This is a genomic window from Marinobacter sp. NFXS9, assembly GCF_040148665.1.
GTDB lineage: Bacteria > Pseudomonadota > Gammaproteobacteria > Pseudomonadales > Oleiphilaceae > Marinobacter_A > Marinobacter_A mangrovi.
On record NZ_JAGDDW010000001.1, the window covers coordinates 343,072 to 366,295 of the forward strand.

At 60.4% G+C, this 23,224-nt stretch carries 13 protein-coding genes; 5 read left to right on the forward strand and 8 right to left on the reverse strand.

Annotation, left to right across the window (positions count from 1 at the left end; translation table 11 throughout):
- Nucleotides 1–106: 106 nt before the first annotated feature.
- A complete protein-coding gene (locus tag J3364_RS01560; protein WP_349556122.1) occupies nt 107–1,495 on the reverse strand; it encodes an aspartate aminotransferase family protein in 1,389 nt (462 codons plus the stop codon).
- Between the two features lie 241 nt (nt 1,496–1,736).
- Here J3364_RS01560 and J3364_RS01565 point away from each other — a divergent pair, with 241 nt between their 5' ends.
- Both J3364_RS01565 and J3364_RS01570 read left to right on the forward strand, forming a co-directional pair.
- Nucleotides 1,737–3,086, forward strand: coding sequence for a glutamine synthetase family protein (locus tag J3364_RS01565; protein WP_349556123.1), 1,350 nt, complete (start codon nt 1,737–1,739; stop codon nt 3,084–3,086).
- A gap of 51 nt (nt 3,087–3,137) precedes the next feature.
- On the forward strand, nt 3,138–3,869 hold the full coding sequence (locus J3364_RS01570; RefSeq protein ID WP_349556124.1) for a glutamine amidotransferase-related protein: 732 nt from the start codon (nt 3,138–3,140) through the stop codon (nt 3,867–3,869).
- Nucleotides 3,870–4,373: 504 nt separating this feature from the next.
- Here the strand turns inward: J3364_RS01570 and J3364_RS01575 are convergent.
- The 4 genes from J3364_RS01575 to J3364_RS01590 form a co-directional block, all read right to left on the reverse strand.
- Nucleotides 4,374–5,888 (reverse strand): Na+/H+ antiporter NhaC family protein, encoded by a 1,515-nt coding sequence (locus J3364_RS01575; protein ID WP_349556126.1) that lies wholly within the window; start codon nt 5,886–5,888, stop codon nt 4,374–4,376.
- 187 nt (nt 5,889–6,075) lie between these two features.
- Nucleotides 6,076–7,359: an NAD(P)/FAD-dependent oxidoreductase gene (locus tag J3364_RS01580; RefSeq protein ID WP_349556127.1), complete on the reverse strand. Its 1,284-nt coding sequence runs from the start codon at nt 7,357–7,359 to the stop codon at nt 6,076–6,078.
- Nucleotides 7,360–7,675: 316 nt separating this feature from the next.
- Nucleotides 7,676–8,953 carry a 4-aminobutyrate--2-oxoglutarate transaminase gene (gene gabT / locus J3364_RS01585; RefSeq protein ID WP_349556129.1) on the reverse strand — a complete coding sequence of 426 codons (1,278 nt, stop codon included), beginning with the start codon at nt 8,951–8,953 and terminating at the stop codon, nt 7,676–7,678.
- Nucleotides 8,954–8,980: 27 nt separating this feature from the next.
- On the reverse strand, nt 8,981–10,438 hold the full coding sequence (locus tag J3364_RS01590; RefSeq protein WP_502882469.1) for an NAD-dependent succinate-semialdehyde dehydrogenase: 1,458 nt from the start codon (nt 10,436–10,438) through the stop codon (nt 8,981–8,983).
- Nucleotides 10,439–10,571: 133 nt separating this feature from the next.
- Between J3364_RS01590 and J3364_RS01595 the strand changes: the two genes are divergently transcribed.
- Nucleotides 10,572–11,489, forward strand: a complete 918-nt coding sequence (locus J3364_RS01595; protein WP_349556131.1) for a LysR family transcriptional regulator — start codon at nt 10,572–10,574, stop codon at nt 11,487–11,489.
- A gap of 30 nt (nt 11,490–11,519) precedes the next feature.
- Here the strand turns inward: J3364_RS01595 and choxAB are convergent, their stop codons facing one another.
- The 3 genes from choxAB to J3364_RS01610 all read right to left on the reverse strand — a co-directional run bounded on the left by choxAB (nt 11,520) and on the right by J3364_RS01610 (nt 15,454).
- The gene (gene choxAB, locus J3364_RS01600; RefSeq protein ID WP_349556132.1) at nt 11,520–13,181 is read right to left on the reverse strand and encodes a cholesterol oxidase; all 1,662 of its coding nucleotides are present in this window, start codon (nt 13,179–13,181) and stop codon (nt 11,520–11,522) included.
- 7 nt (nt 13,182–13,188) lie between these two features.
- Nucleotides 13,189–14,682 carry a flavin-containing monooxygenase gene (locus J3364_RS01605; protein ID WP_349556134.1) on the reverse strand — a complete coding sequence of 498 codons (1,494 nt, stop codon included), beginning with the start codon at nt 14,680–14,682 and terminating at the stop codon, nt 13,189–13,191.
- A 328-nt stretch (nt 14,683–15,010) separates the two neighbouring features.
- Nucleotides 15,011–15,454 (reverse strand): Lrp/AsnC ligand binding domain-containing protein, encoded by a 444-nt coding sequence (locus J3364_RS01610; RefSeq protein WP_123636554.1) that lies wholly within the window; start codon nt 15,452–15,454, stop codon nt 15,011–15,013.
- Nucleotides 15,455–15,700: 246 nt separating this feature from the next.
- Between J3364_RS01610 and J3364_RS01615 the strand changes: the two genes are divergently transcribed.
- Entirely contained in the window at nt 15,701–19,198 is a 3,498-nt protein-coding gene (locus J3364_RS01615) for an NAD-glutamate dehydrogenase (RefSeq protein WP_349556137.1), read from the forward strand.
- A 193-nt stretch (nt 19,199–19,391) separates the two neighbouring features.
- Nucleotides 19,392–23,021 (forward strand): bifunctional proline dehydrogenase/L-glutamate gamma-semialdehyde dehydrogenase PutA, encoded by a 3,630-nt coding sequence (putA, locus tag J3364_RS01620; RefSeq protein ID WP_349556139.1) that lies wholly within the window; start codon nt 19,392–19,394, stop codon nt 23,019–23,021.
- Nucleotides 23,022–23,224 lie beyond the last annotated feature (203 nt).

Genomic DNA, 23,224 nt, shown 5'->3' on the forward strand with positions numbered 1-23,224 from the left:
TTGAAAGCGATGCCCATGGATGGCTCACTACAGCACGGGCTTCTTCGAGGATTCTATAAGGCTAAGCCAGTTGGTGGACCGGCGCCAGCCCGGTCCACCGCAACGATCATGCCGCGGACAGGTTGCTGACCTGCTCATAAGTCCTGTCCAGCGCAATACGCAAACGATCCACCATCTCGTCAATTTCCTCGCGACGGATTACCAGCGGCGGAGAGAGCACAATCCGATTGCCGCAGGCTCGGGCGATCAGACCGGCTTTGGTGCACTCATCCCGGCATATAGTGCCCACATCCTCGTCAAAGACCGTACGATTCTTGCGGTCTTTGACGAGGGCAAGACCCGCGATCAGGCCGGTACCTTCAATGTGTCCGCAGATCGGATGTTCGCCAACCACTTCCCGCAACTTCGCCTGCAGATAGGGGCCGGTGTCTGATGCGACGGATTCGATCACGCCTTCTTCCCGAAGCAACCGGATATTTTCCAGGGCCACGGCCGCCGCGGCCGGATGGCCGGAATAGGTGAATCCATGATTGAAGTCGCCGCCGTGTTCGGTCAGAACATCCGCAATCCGGTCGCCCACGGCGACAGCGGAAATCGGCAGGTAGCCGGAGGACAGGCCCTTGGCCATGGACATGATGTCCGGTTGGAAATCATAGGTCTGGCAACCGAACCACTGCCCCGTGCGCCCGAAACCACAGATCACTTCGTCCGCCACCAGCAGCACGTCGTACTTGCGGCAGATCCGCTGAATCTCGGGCCAGTAGGTCCGGGGCGGCACGATCACGCCGCCGGCGCCCTGGATCGGCTCGCCGATGAAGGCGGCGACGTTGTCCGGGCCCACTTCCAGTATTTTCTCTTCCAGCTCCCGGGCGCGTTTCAGACCGAATTCATCCTCTGACAGACCGTCGGCCTCGCCGTACCAGTAGGGCTGACCAATACGGTGGATCCCCGGCAGCATCGGCGCGCACTGACGGTGCATGTGTCCCATGCCGCCCAGGCTGGCACCGGCCAGGGTGCTGCCGTGATAGGCGTTTTCACGGGCAATCAGCAGCATGCGATAGGGCTTGCCCTTGAGGGTCCAGTAGTGGCGCACCATCCGGATCACCGTGTCGATGGCTTCCGAACCGGAGTTGGCGAAGAACACCCTGTTCAGGTCGCCTGGCGTGATTTCGGCGATGGTCTGGGCCAGTTGGGTGACCGGCTCGTGGGTGCTCTGGAAGAAGGTGTTGTAGTAGGGCAGCACTTGCATCTGGCTGGACGCGGCATCGATCAGCTCCTGGCGGCCATACCCAATATTCACGCACCACAGGCCCGCCATGCCGTCGATCAGCTGGTTACCTTCCGAATCCCAGACGTAGACGCCCTCGGCGCGGGTAATGACCCGGGCTCCTTTTCGGTTCAGGGCCTGGGTGTCGGTGAAGGGGTGCAGGTGGTGGCGGGCGTCCAATTCGCGCACCGCGTTTCCGGATGTAGGGCTTGTTGTTGTGTACGGCATGACAGCCTCCAGAAGGATGAGAGTACTCGCCGCGTTATTTCGGACGCGGCGGGGTCAGGGTCCAGGTTAACCATAGGGAATGTCGTGATTGGGGGGATATACCCCTAAGGGTATAGGTGTCCGAGTGAGTAAAACGGTGGCATGAGCGGCTTCAGATACCCCCCGGGTGATAGATACACGCCGTTGGCGATGGGATATCTTGACTGTCTGACTTTCGAAAAAGCGTTCAAGAGTGATGCGTATGACCATTAACAAGAATCAGGACAAGCACCGTGACCTGGACCTGTTTATTACGGACCTGAACGGCAATCTACGCGGAAAACGCATGCCGGCCAGCGGCCTGAAAAAGGCGCGGAAGGAAGGGCTCAAACTACCTCGTTCCGTGGTTGGCTTCGACTTCTGGGGGGCCGACGTGCTGGAAAACGGGCTGGTTTTTGAAACCGGCGACAGCGATGGTGTCTGCATGCCCGTCACGGAAGATCCGATACCCGTACCCTGGTCGGAAGCACCCCGGGACCAGATGCTGGCCATGATGTTCAACCCGGACGGCTCACCGTTTGAAGCCGATCCACGCCAGGTACTCAAACGCATGGTGGACCGCTTTGCCGAAAAGGGCCTGACACCGGTCATGGCTACCGAGCTTGAGTTCTATCTCATGGATGCTGAATCCGAAAGCACCCAGCGCCCGATTCCGCCGGCGCTGGCGGACGGGAAAGGCCGGCGCCTGTCGAACACTGAAGGCTACGCCGTTGAAGAGATGGACGGGTTCGAGGCGTTCTTCGCCGACGTCCGGGCAGCCTGCCAGGCACAGGGCATTGGCGCGGACACCATCATTGCTGAAATGGGCCCCGGCCAGTTCGAGGTAAACCTCAACCACGTGGCCGATCCGTTGAACGCCGGCGATCAGGCGATCCTGTTCAAGCGCCTGGTGCGCGGTGTGTCCCGTCGCCATGGCTATTCCGCCACCTTCATGGCGAAGCCCTATGCCGAGGAAAGCGGCAACGGGTTCCACGTGCATTTCAGCCTGCTCGACCAGGACGGCAACAACGTCTTCGACAACGGCACGGACGAGGGCAGCGAACTGTTGCGCCACGCTGTCGCCGGCCTTATGCAACTGATGCCTGAAAGCATGCTGGTATTTGCGCCACACCTGAATTCCTATCGCCGCTTCATGCCCGGCGCCTATGCACCAACCCACGCCAGCTGGGGTTATGAAAACCGCACGGTTGCCCTGCGGGTGCCGGAAAGCCCCAACGTCGCGCGGCGAATCGAACACCGCGTGTCGGGTGCCGATGCCAACCCGTATCTGGTGCTGGCCTCCGTGCTGGCAGGCGCACTCTACGGCATGGACAATAAGCTCGAGCCCAACGCACCGGTCGAAGGCGACGCCTACGCCGAAGAGAACCCGGAATACCCATTGCCGTGCGAATGGCAGGACGCGACCAACCGCTTCGACCAGAGCGAGATCCTGCGCGAATACCTGGGTGAAGAGTTTGTCCGCGTTTACGCGGAAGCCAAGCGCCAGGAGCGTCGTCGCTTGAACGAACGCATTTCCGATGTGGAGTACGAGGCCTACCTGGGCCTGCTCTGAATTTTTTATCCAGACAGCGCGTGCGCCTGATCCGCACGCCAGGAGTACCCGATGAGTCTGAAAATCGGCATTCTCGCCACAGGCATCACACCGGACGACCTGCTTGAAAAGCACGGCTCCTACGCCGACATGTTCGTAAAACTGTTCGGTCAGGCCGGCTACGATTTTACCTTCACCACCTACGATGTCCGGGACGACATTTTCCCGGGCGCCGCCGATGCGCACGATGCCTGGATCATTACCGGCTCCAAATCCAACGTCTACGAAAAAACACCGTGGATGAGTCGCCTGAAAGAGCTGATCCTCGATATCTACCAGACCGGTCGTCCGATAGTCGGCATTTGCTTCGGTCATCAGATCGTGGCGGAAGCCTTTGGCGCCGACGTGAGCCAGTATCCTGAAGGCTGGGGCGTTGGCCTGCACACCTATCAGCTCGAAAAAGACGTGCCGGAGCTGGACGGTCTTGGCGGGCAATTCACCTTGAGCGCCGTGCATCAGGACCAGGTGCTCAGCAAGCCCAAGCAGGCCGAGGTGATCGCCTATTCCTCCTTCTGCCCGTTTGCGGCGCTGCAGTACGACAACCGCATTCTGACCCTGCAGGCACATCCGGAATTCAACGTCGAGTTTGAAACCCAGTTGCTGTTGTCACGTCGGGATGGCCCGATTCCGCCGGCTGCGGCTGATGAGGCGCTGGTGGGGCTGAATGACGAGTCCGCCCACACCGACTCGCTGCAGGTGGCCCATTGGATGGCGTCTTTCCTTCAGCAGAGCGCCAAGTGTTGAATCCGTTTTGAATTCATCGCTTGTCTCCACTTCGACCGGCCTTCTGAGCCGGTCTTTTTTTGCCTGCTGCATTCCGCGGCATTCCCGAATTGAATCAGCTTGGGTGTCAATATCCCGGGGCCCTGCCGGGCCCTCCGAAGCTAAAGCGTCGGCTACATTTGCCAGTCAACTCGAGCATGTAGCAGATGCTTTAGCTTCTGAGGTGCCACCAGGCGCCCATTATTTCGGCTCACTATCCAAGCAAGCAGTATCTTCCAGGCGTTCTGCACAAGGCCCGATCGAAACCAATGGAGGCCATCGCTGGAGCAGAGGACAGGATGTCCTCGTCGCATAAGCGGCCACGGAAGGCCCTCTTAGGCGACGGAAGCGATGGCGTCCATTGGTTTCAGACTCCCAGTCCAGATCACAGACTCATTGTCAGGCAATGCCCGAAATCCACCACCCCAGACACAAAAAAGCCGGACGAGGCGCATACGCCAGGCCCGGCTATTAAATCGCGATAATTCAGGCGATCGCGTAACCCATGATCAGGAAGGACACGAACGCCAGGCTCGCGCCAATCATGGCGTACGGGATCTGTGTCAGACCGTGCTGCATTGGCGTGCAACCCGAACCGGTGGATGACAACACCGTGGAGTCGCTGAAGAAGCAGGCGTGGCTGCCGAACGCAGACGCCGACAGCAGGGCACCCACGGTCAGCGGCATGGACATGTCCATGGCGTGAGCCATCGGGATGACGATCGGCAGGGACACCACAAACACACCCCAGCTGGACCCGGTGGAGAACACCACGGCTGCCATGGTGGCGAACACCAGCGCCGGCAGCAGTTCCGGTGACAGGTACGGCGTGATGGTGTCGATGATGTAGGTGGTCATGCCCAGCTCATCGTTGATGGCCTTGACCATGAACCCGGCGCATACGACGGCGATCGGATGCAGCATGACCTTGAAACCGTCCAGCATGGAATCGGTCAGTTCGCCGAAGGTCATCAGGCGCTGCCAGAAGTACAGCACCATGGTGAAGATGGACGCCACCAGGGCACCCAGCAGCAAATCGATGTCGTAATAGACGCTGGCAATGATCAGCACGGCCATCGGCAGCAGGAAATTCATCAGGCCAACAGTCGTAGAAGTGCGACGGACGTTGCTGGTATCAAAACCCAGATCTTCAACGCCATCGGGAACCGGTTGGCCTTTACTGGCGCGTTCCTCGGCCTTCTTCATCGGGCCGAAGTCCTTGAGGATGCCCATGGCGACCAGGAAAACGACGATCAACGCGGCCCAGCCGTAGGCCATGTAGGGAATCGATTCGATATAGAGCGCCATGCCCTGGCCGTCAGCGGCGGCGCCGTTCTCCTCCAGTAGCGCACCAAAGTAAACCGCCCAGGTGGAAATCGGAACCAGGATGCAGACCGGTGCGGCGGTGGAATCCACCAGGAACGCCAGTTTCTCACGGGAAATCTTGAAGCGGTCCGTCAGCGTCTTCATGGACGCGGACACCGCCAGGGAATTCAGGTAGTCGTCGATAAACACCGCGAGGCCCAGGAACGATGTGGTCAGCATGGTGCCGCGCTTGGTCTTGATGCGTTTGGCCAGCATGTCGCCGAAACTCAGGACGCTGCCGCCGCGCTCCAGCATGTTGATCAGCCCGCCCATCATGCCGCAGACCAGTACGATCCAGGCGATGGTCTCGTTCTGGACCACGTTCATGGACAATTCGCCCAGACTACTGAACAGGTTGGTGGGGTCGATCAGGAGGGAGCCCGCGATGATACCGGCGAAGATGGATTCCAGGGGGCGTTTGGTTTTGACGGCGACGAGAACAATCAACAGGGACGGCAGCAAACTCAAAACACCGTATGAATCGCCTTCGACATGCCAGGTGGACATATAAGCGAAGGCGGCCAGGATGGCGCCGTAGCCGACTATGGAATAGAACGTTTTCTGACCGGGGCTGTCCGTCAAGCCGTCATCCCCCGGTGTGATCCCGCTTTGGGTACGCATCGTGTCATCAGTCATTATATTACCCGTCTCTTGCTTTTTTATGGAGCCGCGATGAGAGCCGTCACCGCGGGGTTTATGGCAATTCGATTTCACCGGGTCAGCGCCTTTGCGCCACGGTTGTTGTTATGGAGCCTCTGACTGAGTCCTGAGTGCGCAGAGACGCTTCAGGCGTTCATCAGCGGGGCCTCATCAGCAGGAGAAATCAAAAGCCGAGCTGGTCTCGCAGGTTGTAGAACCAGGCGCCCATGGCGGTCAGCGGGATTCGCATCGCCCGACCGCCGGGGAACTTGTACTGGGGCAGGCCGGCGAAAATATCGAACCGTTCCGCCTGGCCCTGGATCGCGTCACTGATCACCTTGCCCGCCAGGTGGGTACAGGTGATGCCATGGCCGCTGTAGCCTTGCGCGTAATAGACATTGCTGCCGATGCGGCCGAACTGGGGCAGGCGCATGAGCGTCAACAGGAAATTGCCGGTCCAGGCGTAATCCACGTTCACATTCTTCAGCTCCGGGAACGTCTTGAGCATCTTCGGAACGATCAGGGATTCGACCTTGCCCGGCTCACGAGCGCCGTAGGTGACGCCGCCGCCGTAGATCAGCCGGCCATCGCCGGACAGGCGGAAGTAGTCGAGGAGGTAGTTGCAGTCCTCGACGCAGTTGTCTTTCGGGAGCAGGCGCTTCTGGACGTCTTCAGGTAGCTGCTCTGTAGTAATGATCTGGGTGCCGCAGGGAATCGCCTTGGATTCCAGCTCCGGGAGCAGACCCTTGAGGTAGGCATTGCCGGCCACCAGCACGTAATCGGCTTCCACGCAGCCTTCCTCGGTGTGCACCACCGGCTTGTCGCCTTCACGAATCCGCAGGGCCGGGGAGTTTTCGTAGATGGTGCCGCCCAGGGATTCGACGGCTGCCGCTTCGCCCAGTACCAGGTTCAGCGGATGGAAATGCCCTCCGCTATGGTCGATCAGGCCGCCGGTGTAACGATCGGAGCCGATGTGCTCGCGGATGGCTTTCTGGTCCAGCAGTTCGAGTTGTTCGTGACCGTGGGCTTCCCACAGCTTTTTCTTCTCGACCAGTTCATCGAACTGCTTGCTGTTGCAGGACGCGAAAATACCGCCTTCTTTCAGGTCGCACTGGATGTTGTAGTCCTTCACGAAGCGGCGCAGGATGCGCCCGCCTTCAAAGGCCATCCTGCCCATCTCGGCACCGACCTTTTCACCGTAATGGCGCTCGATGAAGTCGATGTCGCGGCTATAGCTGTTGACGATCTGCCCGCCGTTGCGCCCGGAAGCGCCGAACCCGATACGGCTGCCTTCCAGGACCACTACCTTGTAGCCTTTCTCGGCCATGTGCAGGGCGGTGGACATGCCGGTGAAGCCGGCGCCAATGACGCAGATGTCCGCCTTGATGTGACCCTGCAGGGTCGGACGAACGGTCTTGTCGTTCGCGGACGCCGCGTAATAGGAGTTGGTATGTGACGTTGTAAGCACGGTGTTGCTCCCGAAAACATCGTTGAATCTTGACCGGCTGTTCTGACGGCTCGCCGGTTCAGTGTTGGCTTGGATACAACGTTACGGAGAAGTGACAATCCCGTGATATACCCCCCTGGGTATATTTTTGGAGAGCAAGTAATGCAGGGCTGAAGCAGCGTGGAATAAGGGGTGTCGATCATGCGCAAAAGCGGTGCGCGCAAGGGCTGCCAGGGAGTTGAGCAGAGAATGAACAGGGGGTGTGCCGACTGTTTTTCGGCGTTGGCGTCTTGCTGGCGGGGATAAAAAAGCCGGCGCCGAAGCGCCGGCGGAAGGATTAACTCAGGGCCGCGAATGCCTCATCCAGGCGATCCATACCTTCGTCAATCAGATCGTCACTGATGGTCAGTGCTGGCAGGAAACGAATGACGTTGCCGCGAATGCCGCAGGACAGCAGGATCAATCCATGCTGGCGGGCTTCGCCGATCAGGGCCTTGGTCAATTCGGCGTCGGGCTTGCTGGCATCGCCATCCACGACCAGCTCCATCGCAATCATCGCGCCCAGGTTGCGGACCTCGCCAATGCGCTGCGGGAAACGGCTCTGCAGCTGCTTCAGACGATCGGTCATGCGTTCGCCAATGGCGACCGCGCGCTCGATCAGGTTTTCTTCCTGAATCACGTCCAGTACTGCCAGGCCGGCGGCACAGCCGATGGGGGAGCCGCCGTAGGTGCCACCCAACGCGCCCGGGCCCGGCTGATCCATGATCTCCGCCTTGCCGACCACGGCAGCAATCGGGAAGCCGCCGGCAATGCCTTTGGCCATGGTCATGAGGTCCGGTTCGATGCCGGCGTATTCCGTCGCAAACATTCGGCCGGTGCGGGCGAAGCCGGTCTGGATCTCGTCGGCGATCAGCAGGATGCCGTGCTGGTCACACAGGGTGCGCAGCGCCTGCATGAAGGCCGTTGGAGCGGCGTAGAAACCGCCTTCGCCCTGGACCGGCTCGATAATGATCGCCGCAACGCGGTTCGGCTCGATATCGCAGGTGAACAGGTCGTCCAGCGCCGCCAGTGAATCGGCCATCGAGATGCCGTGGTAGGCGTTCGGGTAGGGCGCGTGGAAAATCTCACTCGGGAACGGTCCGAAGCCCGCCTTGTAGGGCTTCACCTTGCCGGTCAGTCCCATGGTCATGTTGGTCCGACCGTGGAAGCCGCCATTGAACGCGATCACGCCGGGCCGCCCGGTGTAGGAGCGGGCGATCTTCACGCAGTTCTCCACCGCCTCGGCGCCGGTGGTTACGAAGATGCTCTTCTTGGGCGTGTCGCCCGGCGCCGCCGCGTTCAGCTTCTCGGACAGATCCACCGCCGACTCGTAGGGCGTCACCATCAGACAGGTGTGGCTGAAGCGCTCCACCTGGGCCTGAACCGCGGCCCGGATCTTCGGGTGGTTATGGCCGGTGTTGTTCACGGCGATACCGGCGCCGAAGTCGATGAATCGATTGCCTTCGACATCCCAGATTTCCGCGTTCAGTGCCTTGTCGACATAGACCGGATGCAGGGCTCCCTGGCCCTGGGCCATGGCCCGGGCGCGGCGATCGTGCAGGGATTGGTTGGACATAGCGTGTGTCTCCTTCAATAACCGGGCTTAGCGGATGCCGCCCATACACAGGTATTTGATTTCTACAAAATCATCGATGCCGTAGCGCGAACCTTCGCGCCCGATGCCGGATTCCTTGATGCCGCCGAACGGCGCCAACTCGGTGGAGATCAGCCCTTCGTTGATGCCGACCATGCCGTATTCCAGGGCCTCGGCCACGCGCCAGACCCGGCCGATGTCGCGGCTGTAGAAGTAGGCGGCCAGTCCGAACGGCGTGTCGTTGGCGAGTGCCACCGCTTCGTCCTCATCGGTGAAGCGGAATACCGTGGCCACCGGGCCGAAGATCTCTTCCTGCGCAATCCGCATGGACGGGGTGACGCCGGTCACCACGGTCGGCGGGTAGAAATTCGGGTTGTCCGGGGTGTTGGGATCCTGCTGGGTGATCGTCGCGCCTGCGGAAAGGGCGTCGTCCACCAGGCCCCGGACCTTGGCGACCGCCTTATCGTTAATCAGCGGGCCTATGGTGATGCCGTCACCAAAGCCGTCACCGACTTTCAACTCGCGTACCGCCGCGTTGAGCTTTTCAACGAACACATCGTGAATGCCGTCCTGCACCAGGATACGGTTGGTGCAGACGCAGGTTTGGCCGGCATTGCGGAATTTGGAAGCGATAAGCCCAGCGACGGCGGCGTCCGCATCGGCATCGTCAAAGACGATGAAGGGCGCGTTGCCACCCAGCTCCAGCGACACCTTTTTGACCGTATCCGCGCACTGGCGCATCAACAGCTTGCCCACCGGGGTCGAGCCGGTGAACGACAGCTTGCGAACACGGCTGTCCTCGCACAGCACGCGGCCGACTTCCGGCGCCTGCAGCGTGGGCACGATATTGATGACGCCGGCGGGGATACCGGCCTGGTGACTCAGTTCGGCCAGGGCCAGGGCACTCAATGGCGTGTCCTCGCCCGGTTTGATGACCACCGTGCAGCCGGCGGCCAGGGCCGGCGCCACTTTGCGGGTGATCATCGCAATGGGGAAGTTCCAGGGCGTGATGGCCGCGACGATACCGATCGGCTGCTTGATAGTGACCAGTCGCTTGTCATCGCCATGGGCTGGAATCACATCGCCGTAGATGCGCTTCGCTTCCTCGGCGAACCACTCCACGAACGACGCTCCGTAGGCGACTTCGCCGCGGGCTTCGGCAAACGGCTTGCCCTGTTCGGTAGTCATGATCCGGGCGAGGTCGTCCTGGTGGGCCATGATCAGATCGAACCAGCGGCGCAGGTGGGCGGCACGCTGTTTGGCGGTCAGAGCCTGCCAGGGCTTGAGGGCGGCATCGGCGGCATCAATGGCGCTCGCGGTTTCCTCAGCGCCGAGGTCCGGCACGTCGGCGATCTTGTCGCCCGTGCTGGGGTTGAAGACCGGAAACGTGTGGTTTTTGGTCGCGTTAACCCACTGGCCGTTGATGTAGGCCTGCTGGCGGAACAGGTCCTGATGATCCAGTTTCAGCGTCATAACAGTGTCCCATCGGGTTGGCGAGCTGCCTGAGCTCACGGATATATGGCAATGGGGAGATGGTAATCCGGCGTGTATGTGTGATAAATGAGTATGTTTCGATCTATAGGTTGAGAGCAGTCAAACAATGAAGAAGGATCTGAAGGTCAAGCTGGGCCAGGTCGGGGATTACGAGATCCGGCTGCTCAAGGTGTTCGAGGCGGTTGTCGAGTGTGGTGGCTTCGCGGCGGCCGAGAGCGAGCTGAGCATTGGGCGGTCGACCATCAGCATCCACATCGCCAATCTGGAAGAGCGACTCGATCTCAAGTTGTGCCGCCGAGGGCGGGGCGGCTTTTCGCTGACCGAGGAGGGGATCGAAGTCTACGAGTTGATGAAGGGGCTGTTCTCGGCCCTGGAAAGCTTCCGCTCCGGCGTCAACGCGCTGCACGTCTCGTTGACGGGCGAGCTGCGAGTCATCGCCAGCGACGCCATTTGCATGGACCCCCAGTCTCGCCTGCCGGAAACCATAGCGCGGTTTTCCGAGACCGCGCCGGGTGTGAACGTCTTGCTGGACGTCAAAGCCCTCAACGACATCGAACGCATGATTCTCAACGACGAGGCGGACATCGGATTTATTCCGCTGCATCGGCAGCTGTCTGGACTGGATTACCAGACGCTTTACGTGGATCAATGCCACTTGTACTGCAGTCGTACCCACCCGCTATTCGATGCGGCTCCGTCTCGTGACCTGCTGGACCGGGTGTTGGGCAGCAAGGTGGTTCACGCGGGTATTCATACCAGCCCCGAAGTGGGGGCGCAGTTGGCGGACATGAACAAGGCAGCGATTTCGTATTTCTACGAGGCGCGTCTCGCCATGATTCTCTCCGGCGCCTACATCGGGTTTATGCCGGACAGCTACGTCGAGCGACAGGTGGCGGATGGGGAGCTGCAGGCGCTGGTGCCGGACACCAAACACTATGCGCTGGAGGTCACGGCCATTACCCGGTCCCACGGCCGGGCCAATCGGGCGCGGGATCTATTCATGGAACTGCTGGAACGTCCCTGAGCAGGGACGTTCCCGTCTGTTTGGCGAGGGTTATTTCAGGCCTGCGGGCGCTTCCTCGGTTGCTTCACTTTCAACGGCAATAGCGTTCTTGGGCGGAATAAAGCTCATGGCCCGTTCCGCCAGCGCGGTAATGGTCAGGCTGGGATTGACCCCCAGGTTGGCTGAAAGCATCGAGCCGTCCACCACGTACAGGTTCTTGTAGTTGAACACCCGATTCTGCGCGTCGATCACACCGCGGTTCGGGCTGTCGGCCATGGCACAACCGCCCATGCAGTGGGCTGTCATGGGGACGTTGAAGCTGATCTCGGAGAACGAACTCAGGCCCACGCCGCCGGTGGCTTCGGCCGCCTTCCGGGTAAAGGCGTTGGCTTCGGGGATAAAGGTCGGGATGCGATCCCCGTGGCTGGTCAGCGTCTTGGAGAAGGGCCAGTACCAGGGTCGCTGCCAACGCATGTTGATATGCCCCTCGATGGTCTGCATCACCAGGAAGATGACTGTCTCCCGCGAGAAGCGCCAGGGCAACAGACTGCGGAAACCGGCTATCGGACGCTTGATCAGTAGGCGCAGCACGGCACCGAGCCAGTACAGGATGCGCACCGGTCCGGGGCGACCGCCGGTCAGCACCGTCAGCAAACTGCTCAACAGGTTGGAACCGTCCGGGTAGCGGACCGCCTCGATGTGAGTATGTTGGTCGATGTAGATGCCGGACCCGATGGCGATGCCTTTGGACAGATCCTCGTGAGTGCCAGGGTAGCGCACGCCCAGGATTGATTCGGAGTTGGTGCGGACCCGGTTGCCCAGATCGTCGGAGATATTCGGCAGGGAGCCTTTGTCTTTTAGCTTGAACAGCAGTTCCTGGGTGCCCAGCGACGACCCGGAGACGATGACCTGTTGTGCGGTGATGCGGGTTTCCGGTTTGTGGCCACGGGCGAACGTGGGCACCGTGATCACTTCGTACCCGTCCGCGCCGTCCGTGCTGCCCAGGGGTTTGACGTCCACCACCTGCGTTTCGGCGCGGACTTCAGCGCCACGGCGCTCAGCCAGGTAGAGATAGTTCTTGTCCAGCGTGTTCTTGGCGTTGTAGGGACAGCCCACCATGCAGCCGCCACAGGCAATGCAGGAGTTGCGGGCGGGGCCTTCGCCGTCGAAGTAGGGATCCGGATATTCGGTACCCTGGGCATCGTTGTCATCCCCGAAAAACACGCCCACGTCGGTGTAGTAGAAGCTGTCTTCCACGCCGGCGACCCGGGCCATGTCCCTGAGTTTTTCGTCTGCCAGCGCCGGGCGCCGGTTACGGGTGACGCCCAGCATCTGTTTAGCCCTGGCGTAGTGCTCCGGCATGACCTCTTCCCAGTTATCCAGGCCCGCCCAATTGCCCTCGCGCCAGACCGAATCCGGCGGTACCAGCAGGGTCTGGGCGTAGGTGATGGAACCACCGCCCACCGCATTGCCATGAAGAATCATGACGTGGCGGAACAGACGAAGGCTCAGGAAGCCCTTGAGACCGGCCACCGGGCGCCACAGATAATCCCAGAACTTCCAGTTGGTCTTGGGGAGGTTTTCCGGCGTCCAGCGCCGCCCCTGTTCAACCACCAGCACGCGATAGCCTTTCTCGCTCAGGCGGCAGGCGCTGACGCTGCCACCGAATCCGGACCCAATGATGATGAAGTCATAGTCGTAGTTATTATTCATGTCTCTCTCACTGTTCTGTCAGTGGCTCACCGTGTGCGGGTCTGGAGTACAGCTCGTAATCCTGCAGGTCCAGCTTGCGTGTCATCAGGCGATAGCTGAAGGTGAAACCGGGCCAGTTGACGGTGTTCTTGCCGGAGGCCGTCTTGTACCAGGAGTTGCACCCGGCCTCCCAGACACTGTGGGTCAGCGCTCTCTGGACACCCTCATTATAGGTTTGCTGACGCTGGGCTTTGACGTCCATGAAGTGTAGGCCGGGATCGTTGAGCCTGTTCACGCACTGCATCACATAATGAATCTGGGACTCCAGCATGAACACGATGGAACTGTGCGCCAGGTTCGTGTTGGGGCCATACAGCATGAACAGGTTGGGGAAACCGGCCACGCTGATGCCCTTGTAGGCTTCGGCGCCGTCCCGCCAGGCGTCGTTCAGGTCCAACCCGTCCAGACCGGTGATGGCCATGGGCGTGAGGAAGTCCGTGGCCTTGAAGCCCGTTCCGAAAATCAGGGTGTCGACCGGGTGCCGGGTGCCGTCTTTCGTGATGACGGCATCGGGTTCAACGCGATCGATGGGATCAGTAATCAGCTCAAGGTGATCCTGGTCAATGGCCGGATACCAGTCGTTGGAGATCAGGATCCGTTTGCAGCCGATGGGGTAATCCGGAATCAGATTCTTCCGCTTTTCCGGAGACCGAACCCGCCGTCGCACTTCGCGCTTTGCGAGCCACTTGAAGGCGTTCAGCAGAAAGCCAAAACGGGTAAAGCCGAGGGCCCGGCTCTCATTGCGCCAGTAGATCAGGTTGCGGTAGCTGCGGTCGACCAGTGGAAAGTGGCCGAAGAGCCATTGTTCGAGTCCGGTGAACGGCCGGTCCGGTTTGGGCAGGACCCAGGCACCGGATCGCTGGAACAGTTTGAGGGAGGTTACCTTCGAGATAATTTGCGGCACGAACTGGATGGCGCTGGCGCCGGTACCGATCACTGCGACCCGCTTGCCAGTGAGGTCGTGGTCGTGGTCCCAGCGGGCCGAGTGGAAGACTTTTCCCTGAAAACGATCGATGCCTTCAATGTTCGGCGTCGCCGGTTGGTTCAGCTGACCGCAGGCGGTAATCAGCACCTGCGCGGAAATGGATTCGCCGCCGGCGGTTTCGATAGTCCAGGTACCGGATGTCTTGTCGAACTGTGCGCCGGTGACTTCGGTGTTAAAGCGTATATGCTCCCGCAAGCCGTACTTGCTGGCGCAATGCTCGAGGTAGGCCCGGATCTCCGGCTGCAGCCCGAACTTGCGGGTCCAGTCGCTTTTGGGTTCGAAAGAAAAGGAGTACAGGTGAGATTGCACATCACACGCAGCACCGGGGTAAGTGTTATCGCGCCAGGTGCCGCCGACGCTGTCCGCTTTTTCCAGCAGTGTCACGTTCTCGATCCCGGCTTTCTTGAGTTGGATGGCCATACCCAGGCCGCCGAATCCCGCACCGACAATCACGATATGTGGCGTAGTGTCGCCCATACGTCTCGTTCCTCAATCTTTATTATTAGATCCTGCAAGCGTAGGCCGGTTTCATTCCGCTGACGATGGTGCAACAGGCCACAGAATCGTTTTTTTCGGTCAATGTCAGGCGGTGTCATTTCGCAGCGGCAGGAGTCGCTTTAAGGCGGAACTCAAGGGCGGGAGGCAGGTACGGGGTCGGGATTCCCGTGGGGCACGGAACTGTCGGACGGACCCACTTGGGAACGGCCCAGTTGTTTGGAACTGAGCCGCTCCAAGGATATCTATATGGAGAAGTGTGCAGCGAATACGTTCGAAGGGGTGTTTGAATCGGCGCTGGTCGCCCGGTTCAGTCCTTGACGTTTTCCATGACCACGAAGGTGCTGGTTTGCAAGACATGGGGCAGGGCGGAGATCTGTTCACCCAGGACGTGGCGGTATTCGGCCATGTCCCGGGTGCGGACTTTCAACAGATAGTCAAAATTGCCGGCGATCATGTGGCATTGCTCCACCGCCGACATTTGCCGAATGGCTTCATTGAATGCCGCCAGGGATTTGCTGCTGGTGTCACTCAGGGTGACCTGCGCAAAGGCGATGTGGCTCTGGCCCAGTTTTGTCTGGTTGATCATCGCCGTATAGCCTGTGATGTAGCCCTGTTCTTCCAGGCGCCGCATGCGGACCTGGCAGGGCGTTTTGGACAGACCGACCCGGGAAGCCAGCTCTGTTACGGTGATCCGGGCGTTCTTTTGCAATTCGCGCATGATGGAGTGATCAATTCTGTCCAGTTCGCCCATGATGTTTCGTCCCGGTAAGATTTATGGCTAGCGAGGGTGCTAAATATAAACAAACCGGCTGCGCAATAAAACTAAATGGGTAAAGCGACTTCGGGCGATTGCCTATACTGTGGGCTATGAGTCTGCGCGGTAAAAAGCGCGTCAGGCGAGAGCGTCCACAGAGAGGCGTTCGCAGCCCAGCGATCTCTGCCGCGCAGACGCCTGGCTTCACCCCTTATATTCACCGGCTTTCTCCGGAGATGCCTGATGACAGACAGCCGACCGCCATCCCCGAACACGTTGCTTGAACAACTCGCCGCCGCCATGGAAGACGACCGCCAGGATGCGGAAAGCTGGGCCCGATTACGGCAAATGGTCTCCAGCATGATGGCGCAGACGCGCTCCTGGGATGATGAATTCCGGAAAGGGCTTCTGGACGCTTTTGGCAAGAAAATGGGCGAGTTCAACGGTACGCTCTACGCCAACGCCTTTCCGACGGGCTATCGGAACCGCTTCTCCAGCGCGGCCGCTGTTAACGATGTGGCCGAGCTCCAGTCCATTGCCGTCAGTGCCGATGTGCCGATGCGCTTCCACGCCGACCGGGATCAGGACGGCAACACCCTGTCGTTCAAGCTCTACAGCAGCGGCAAGCCGGTGATTCTTTCCGACGTGGTGCCCCTGCTCGAAAACCTGGGCATGCGCGTGCTCGACGAGCATCCCTACGTGATCGAGCGTAGCGACGGCAAGGTGTTTGGTATCAGCGACTTTACCGTGGAAGTGCTGGGCGAGCCGGCGAGCGCCGGAGATGACGCCATCCGGGGCCTTCTGCAGGAGGCCTTCCGGGAAATCTGGAACGGTTTCGCCGAGAACGACACGTTCAACCGGCTGATCCTGGTGGCGGGGCTGGGGTGGCGTGAAGTGGCCGTCCTGCGAGCCTTCGCACGCTACGTCAAGCAGTTGCGCTTTGGTTTCAGTCAGCATTTCCTGGCGGAGACCCTGTGTCGTCACGTGGACATTACCGTCCAACTGATCCGGTTGTTCCAGGTACGATTCCAGCCGGACATTGCCAAACCCAAAAAGCGTGCAAAGCAGGAAGCGGAGGTGGAGCAGGCGATCCTGGCCGCCCTGGAAGGCGTTGAGAGCCTGGATGACGATCGCATCCTGCGGCGCTTCTTCGTGCTGATCAAGGCGATCTCCCGAACCAATTTCTACCAGCAGGAAGACGGGCAGTTCAAGCCGTACGTGTCCTTCAAGATCGACCCTCAGACGATCCCGGATGTACCCAAGCCCTGCCCACGGTTCGAGATCTTCGTCTATTCGCCCCGGGTGGAAGGGGTGCATCTGCGGGCGGGACCGGTGGCCCGGGGCGGCCTGCGCTGGTCGGACCGCGCGGAAGACTATCGCACAGAAATTCTTGGGTTGATGAAGGCCCAGCAGGTGAAGAACTCCGTTATCGTCCCGGTGGGCGCCAAAGGCGGCTTTATCGTCAAGCAGCCGCCGGCCGATTCCTCCCGGGCGGCGCTGCAGGAAGAGGGCATCGCCTGTTACCAGACTTTCATCCGTGGCCTGCTGGATCTGACCGATAACCTGGATGCCGGCACCATCGTCCCGCCGGAAGCGGTCGTGCGACACGATGACGACGATCCCTACCTGGTTGTTGCGGCTGACAAGGGAACGGCCACCTTCTCGGACATCGCCAACCGTCTGGCGGGCGACTATGGCTTCTGGTTGGGTGACGCCTTTGCCTCCGGTGGCAGCGAGGGCTATGACCACAAGAAAATGGGGATCACGGCCCGTGGTGCCTGGGAATCGGTGAAGCGGCACTTCCTGGAGAAAGGCATCGACACCCAATCCGATCCGTTTACCGTCGTTGGCATCGGGGACATGGGCGGCGACGTGTTTGGCAATGGCATGCTGCTGTCGGACAAGATCCGACTGGTCGGCGCCTTCAATCACTTGCATATCTTTGTCGATCCGAATCCGGACGCGGCTACTTCCTTCACGGAACGTCAGCGCCTGTTCGAACTGCCGGGTTCGAGCTGGGCGGACTACGACGCCGCGAAGATCAGCGAGGGCGGTGGTGTGTTCTCGCGCGCCCTCAAGTCCATTCCCGTCTCCAAGCCGATGGCCAAGGCGCTGGGCATTAAAGCGGGCCGCATGGCCCCGAACGACCTGATCAGTGCGCTGCTGAAAGCCCCCGTGGACATGATCTGGAATGGTGGCATCGGCACCTACGTCAAGGCACCGGGCGAATCCCATGAGGACGTCGGCGACAAAACCAACGACCCGGTCCGGGTGGACAGCAATCAGCTGCGTTGCCGGGTGCTGGGCGAGGGCGGTAACCTGGGCTTTACCCAGCGGGCGCGTATCGACTTTGCCCGTCGTGGCGGCGCGGCGAATACGGACTTTATCGATAATGCCGGCGGCGTCGACTGCTCCGACCACGAAGTGAACATGAAAATCCTGCTCAATGCGCAGGTCCGCGACGGTGCGCTGAGCATGGACCAGCGCAACCGCCTGTTGCGCGAGATGACCCCGGAAGTGGCTCAGTTGGTGCTCAAGAACAACTACCGTCAGGCGATGGCGTTGAGTATCGCCGATGCGGGCGGTATGGCCGGCCTCGACGAGTGCGAACGCCTGATACGGCGCCTGGAATCCGATGGCCGGCTCGACCGGGCACTGGAGTTTCTGCCGGACGATGAGGCCCTGCAGGAGCGCCGCGAGCATGGCAGTGGACTGAGCCGACCGGAACTGGCCGTCCTGATTTCCTACGCCAAGCTCGAGTTGGAACAGTCCCTGCAGGCGTCGCCTCGGGTTCTGGACGACCGCTTCCTGGATGCCTTGTTCAGTGCGTTCCCCGCCTCAATGCGCGAGACCTTCCCGGACGCGATCCACCATCACCCGCTGCGTGCGGATATTACCGCCACCCAGCTGGCCAACGACCTGATCAACCGGATGGGCGTCACGTGGATCGACCGAATCCTGCACACCGCCCGAGCGGATATGGACGAAGTGGTGATCGCCTACCGCATTGCCATGCGTATCTATGGGGTAGACGCCCAATGGGCCGCGATCGAAGCGCTGGATGGCCAGATTCCGTCCAGCGTGCAACTGGAGCTGTTCCGGGATCTGATCCGGCTGGTGACACGCAGCACCACCTGGATTTTGCGCAATCGGCCCGAAGGGCTGGACGCCGCCGCCTGCGAGGCGCGCTATTCGCCGTCGCTCGCCGAGGTGGTGACCTCGGTCAAAGCGCTTCAGGCGGTGATCCCGGAAAGTCGTTGGAAAGAGCGCTATGCTTATTATGTAGACGAGTCCGTACCCGATAATCTGGCCGCCAACTGCGCCTCGATAGAGAGTCGCTATTGGCTGCTGGACATCATCGAGGTTGCGCGACAGTTCGATCAGCCGTTGTCTGCAGTGGCTGAAGTCTACTTCTCACTGGGTGAGGGTCTGAAACTGACGTGGCTGGATCGTCAGATGCGGGCCTTCCGTGCCAAGGGGCACTGGCAGTCACTTGCTACCAGTCATTACCGGGATGAGCTGGATCATCAGCTCCGCAACCTGACCGCCAGTGTTTTCCATACCAGTGACAAGGCGGGAACGCCTCAACAGTTGCTTGCCGTCTGGCACGACGTGAAGCAAACGCAGATACAACGCTGGCAACAGATGCTGGCGGATATGCAGGCGACGAATGTCATTGATTGTGCAGTATTTTCTGTTGCTCACGGAGTCCTGCGGGAACTGGGCGCTGAAGTGGCCTGACACACGATCAATGGCACGCTCTGATACAGGTAAAGGCCACATTTCCTGTTTTTAACTTTTTGTCCAGGAAATGCAGCGATGTAAAAGGTCGAAAAAAGATAAACCGTCGCATGCAAATGGTTTTAACAGGAAAAATGACTCCGTCTCTCTCGGTAGAATGCAACGAGAGACGAACAATGACGAGGTGACAGCTATGAAACCGCAGCAATCAACGACTCCATCGCTCATTGAGAGCCGCCAGGCGATCCGCCAGTACTACCTGGCTGACGAGTATAAAGTCATCCGTGAGCTGATTGCTGACGCCCAGCTGTCCAAGGCCGAGCGTGAGGCGATTACTGCACGCGCCGCCGAACTGGTGCGTGATGTTCGCAGCAACGCGCGCCCCACGATCATGGAGAAGTTCCTTGCCGAATACGGTCTGACCACCAAGGAAGGCGTTGCGCTGATGTGCCTGGCGGAAGCGCTCCTGCGGGTGCCGGACAACACCACCATCCATGCGCTGATCGAAGACAAGATTACCTCCGGGAACTGGGGCGCTCACGTGGGCAAGGCCGCGTCCGGCCTGATCAACTCCACCACGCTGGCCCTGCTGATGACCAGCAACCTGCTGAAGGATTCCGAGCGCCAGACCGTGGGCGAAACCCTGCGCAAAATGGTCAAGCGCATGGGCGAGCCCGTGGTGCGTACGGTGGCTGGCCAGGCCATGAAAGAGATGGGGCGCCAGTTCGTGCTGGGTCGCGATATTGAAGAAGCCCAGGACAACGGCAAGAGCTACATGGCCCGTGGCTACACCTACTCCTACGACATGCTGGGCGAAGCCGCGCGGACCGATGCAGACGCCGTTCGCTACTACAACGCCTATTCCGACGCCATCGACGCGATTGCCAAGAATTGCAAAGGCGATGTGCGGACCAACCCCGGCATTTCCGTCAAATTGTCCGCCTTGCTGGCCCGTTACGAATACGGCCAGAAAGAGCGCGTCATGAACGAGTTGATGCCCCGCGCCCTGGAGCTGGCCAAAAAAGCGGCCAAAGCCAATATGGGCTTCAACATCGATGCGGAAGAGGCGGATCGCCTGGACCTGTCGCTCGACGTGATCGAAGCGATCCTGTCCGATCCGGAACTGGCCGGCTGGGATGGTTTCGGTGTGGTCGTACAGGCTTTCGGCAAGCGGGCGTCCCACGTGCTGGACTGGCTCTACGCGTTGTCCGCCAAGCTGGACCGCCGCATCATGGTCCGTCTGGTGAAAGGCGCCTACTGGGATGCCGAGATCAAGCGCGCCCAGGTCATGGGCCTGAGCGGCTTCCCGGTCTTCACCCGCAAAGCCTGCAGTGACGTGTCCTACCTGGCGTGTACCAAACAGCTGCTGGGCATGACCGACCGCATCTATCCGCAGTTTGCGACCCACAACGCGCATTCTGTTTCCGCGGTTCTGGAACTGGCCAAGGATGTGGATCGAGATCGCTTCGAATTCCAGCGTCTGCACGGTATGGGTGAATCCCTTCACGATCAGGTGCTGAAGGACAGTGGCGTGCCTTGCCGTATTTACGCACCGGTGGGTGCCCACCAGGACTTGCTAGCCTATCTGGTACGTCGTCTTCTGGAAAACGGCGCTAACAGCTCCTTCGTGAACCAGATTGTCGACACCCGGATCACCCCGGAAGAAATCGCCAAGGACCCGATCGATACGGTCGAGTCCATGGGGGAAAACATCTCCAGCAAGGCGATCGTGCGGCCGGCCGATCTGTTCGGCAAGCAGCGCCGCAACTCCAAGGGCTGGGATATCACCGACCCGGTCACCATCGAGGAGATCGAGCAGGGCCGCGGTGCATTCAAGACCCATCGCTGGAAAGGCGGCCCGATTACCGCCGGCGAGCCGGTCGGCGCTGAAGTCCAGGTGGTTCGCAATCCGGCGGATCCGGAAGATCTGGTGGGCCACATCACCTATTCATCGGACGCCGATGTGGAAGTGGCCATCAACGCGTCCCAGGATGGCTTCAACAGCTGGTCGGCCAAACCGGTCGAGGAGCGCGCTGCATGCGTGCGCAAGGTCGGTGATTTGTACGAAGAACACGCCCACGAGCTGTTCGCGCTAACCACTCGGGAGGCGGGTAAGTCACTGCTGGATGCGGTCGCCGAGATTCGCGAGGCGGTGGATTTCTGCCAGTTCTATGCCAATGAAGCGATCCGCTACAAGGATGCTGGCGACGCCCGCGGGACGATGGTCTGTATCTCCCCGTGGAACTTCCCGCTGGCGATCTTCACCGGTCAGATCATGGCCGCCATTGCCGCCGGTAACGCGGTCATCGCCAAGCCGGCCGAGTCCACGTCACTGCTGGCCTACCGCGCCGTTCAACTGATGCACGAAGCCGGCATCCCGAAAGACGCTCTGCAGTTGCTGCCGGGCACCGGTAGCACCGTGGGCGGGGCGATTACCTCTGACGCCCGCATTGCCGGCGTGTGCTTCACCGGCTCAACGGCAACCGCGCAGAACATCAACCGCAAGATGGCCGAGAACATGGCGCCGGACGCCACCCTGATCGCCGAAACCGGCGGTCTGAACGCCATGATTGTCGATTCCACGGCGCTGCCGGAACAGGTGGTGCGTGACGTGCTGGCGTCCTCCTTCCAGAGTGCCGGCCAGCGTTGTTCAGCGCTGCGTATGCTCTATGTGCAGGAGGACATCGCCGATCACCTGTTGGAAATGCTTTACGGCGCGATGGAAGAGCTGGGCATCGGCGATCCGTGGCTGCTGTCGACGGACGTCGGTCCGGTTATTGATGACAACGCCCACAAGAAGATCACCGACTACTGCGCCAAGTACGACAAGAAGGGCCAGCTGCTGAAGACGATGAACGTGCCGGAGAAAGGCCGTTTCGTATCACCGGCGGTCATCAAGGTCAGCGGTATTGAGGAGATGGAAGAGGAAATCTTCGGTCCGGTCCTGCACGTCGCTACTTTCCAGGCGAAGGACATCGACAAGGTCGTGGATGCGGTCAACGCCAAGGGCTACGGCCTGACGTTCGGCATTCATAGCCGGGTGGATCGCCGGGTCGAGCGTATTGCCAGCCGCATCAAGGTGGGCAACACCTACGTCAACCGCAACCAGATCGGTGCCATCGTCGGTTCCCAGCCGTTCGGTGGGGAAGGTCTGTCCGGCACCGGCCCCAAGGCAGGCGGTCCGCATTACGTACGTCGCTTCCTCAAGAACGAGAAGATCGAGAAGCCGCTGGACAACAGCGCCAAGCGCATTGACGCCAAAGGACTGCAGAAGCTGATCGATCAGGCCGCAGGCCAGAAGGCCACCAAGCCCAAAGGACGCGAAGACCTGCTCAAGCCGATCTTCGGTGACGTGCCGGCGCCACTGGATGGTCATTCCGAGGATCTGCCGGGACCGACCGGTGAGCTGAACCGCCTGACGGATTACGCCCGCGGCGTCATCCTGTGCCTGGGGCCGGACGCGGAATCCGCCTTGAAGCAGGCCGGCGTGGCGTTGTCCCAAGGCAATCAGGTCGTGGTTGTGGCGCCGGACGTCGAGAAGACGGTGGCCGAAGCCGCCAAGGCCGAACTGCCGATCGTTGGAGTGAATGGCATCCTGGAAGCGGAGGCGCTGACCAAAGCCAACGGTTTTGACGCCGTCGTCAGCGTCGCAGAAACGGCAGTCCTGCGAGACTACCGCCTGGCACTGGCCCAGCGCGATGGGGTATTGATCCCACTGATCACCGAGCAGAACCTGGATCAGCGCTTCGTGCTTGAGCGTCACCTGTGTGTAGACACCACCGCAGCCGGTGGTAACGCCAGTCTGATCGCCGCGTCCGAATAAATCGACACGGCAGGAGAAAGCCCGGATGTTCCGCATCCGGGCTTTTTTGTGGGCATCTGCTCTTTCACAAGCATCGCTATTTATTCAGGTTGGCAACGATTGACCGAAAACACGGAGCCGCAAACCTGATGGAGTATCCGGCAATCGGTGTGGCGTCAGGTGACGTACCATGATCGATGACGGTCAAGTCGACGTTCCCGGCG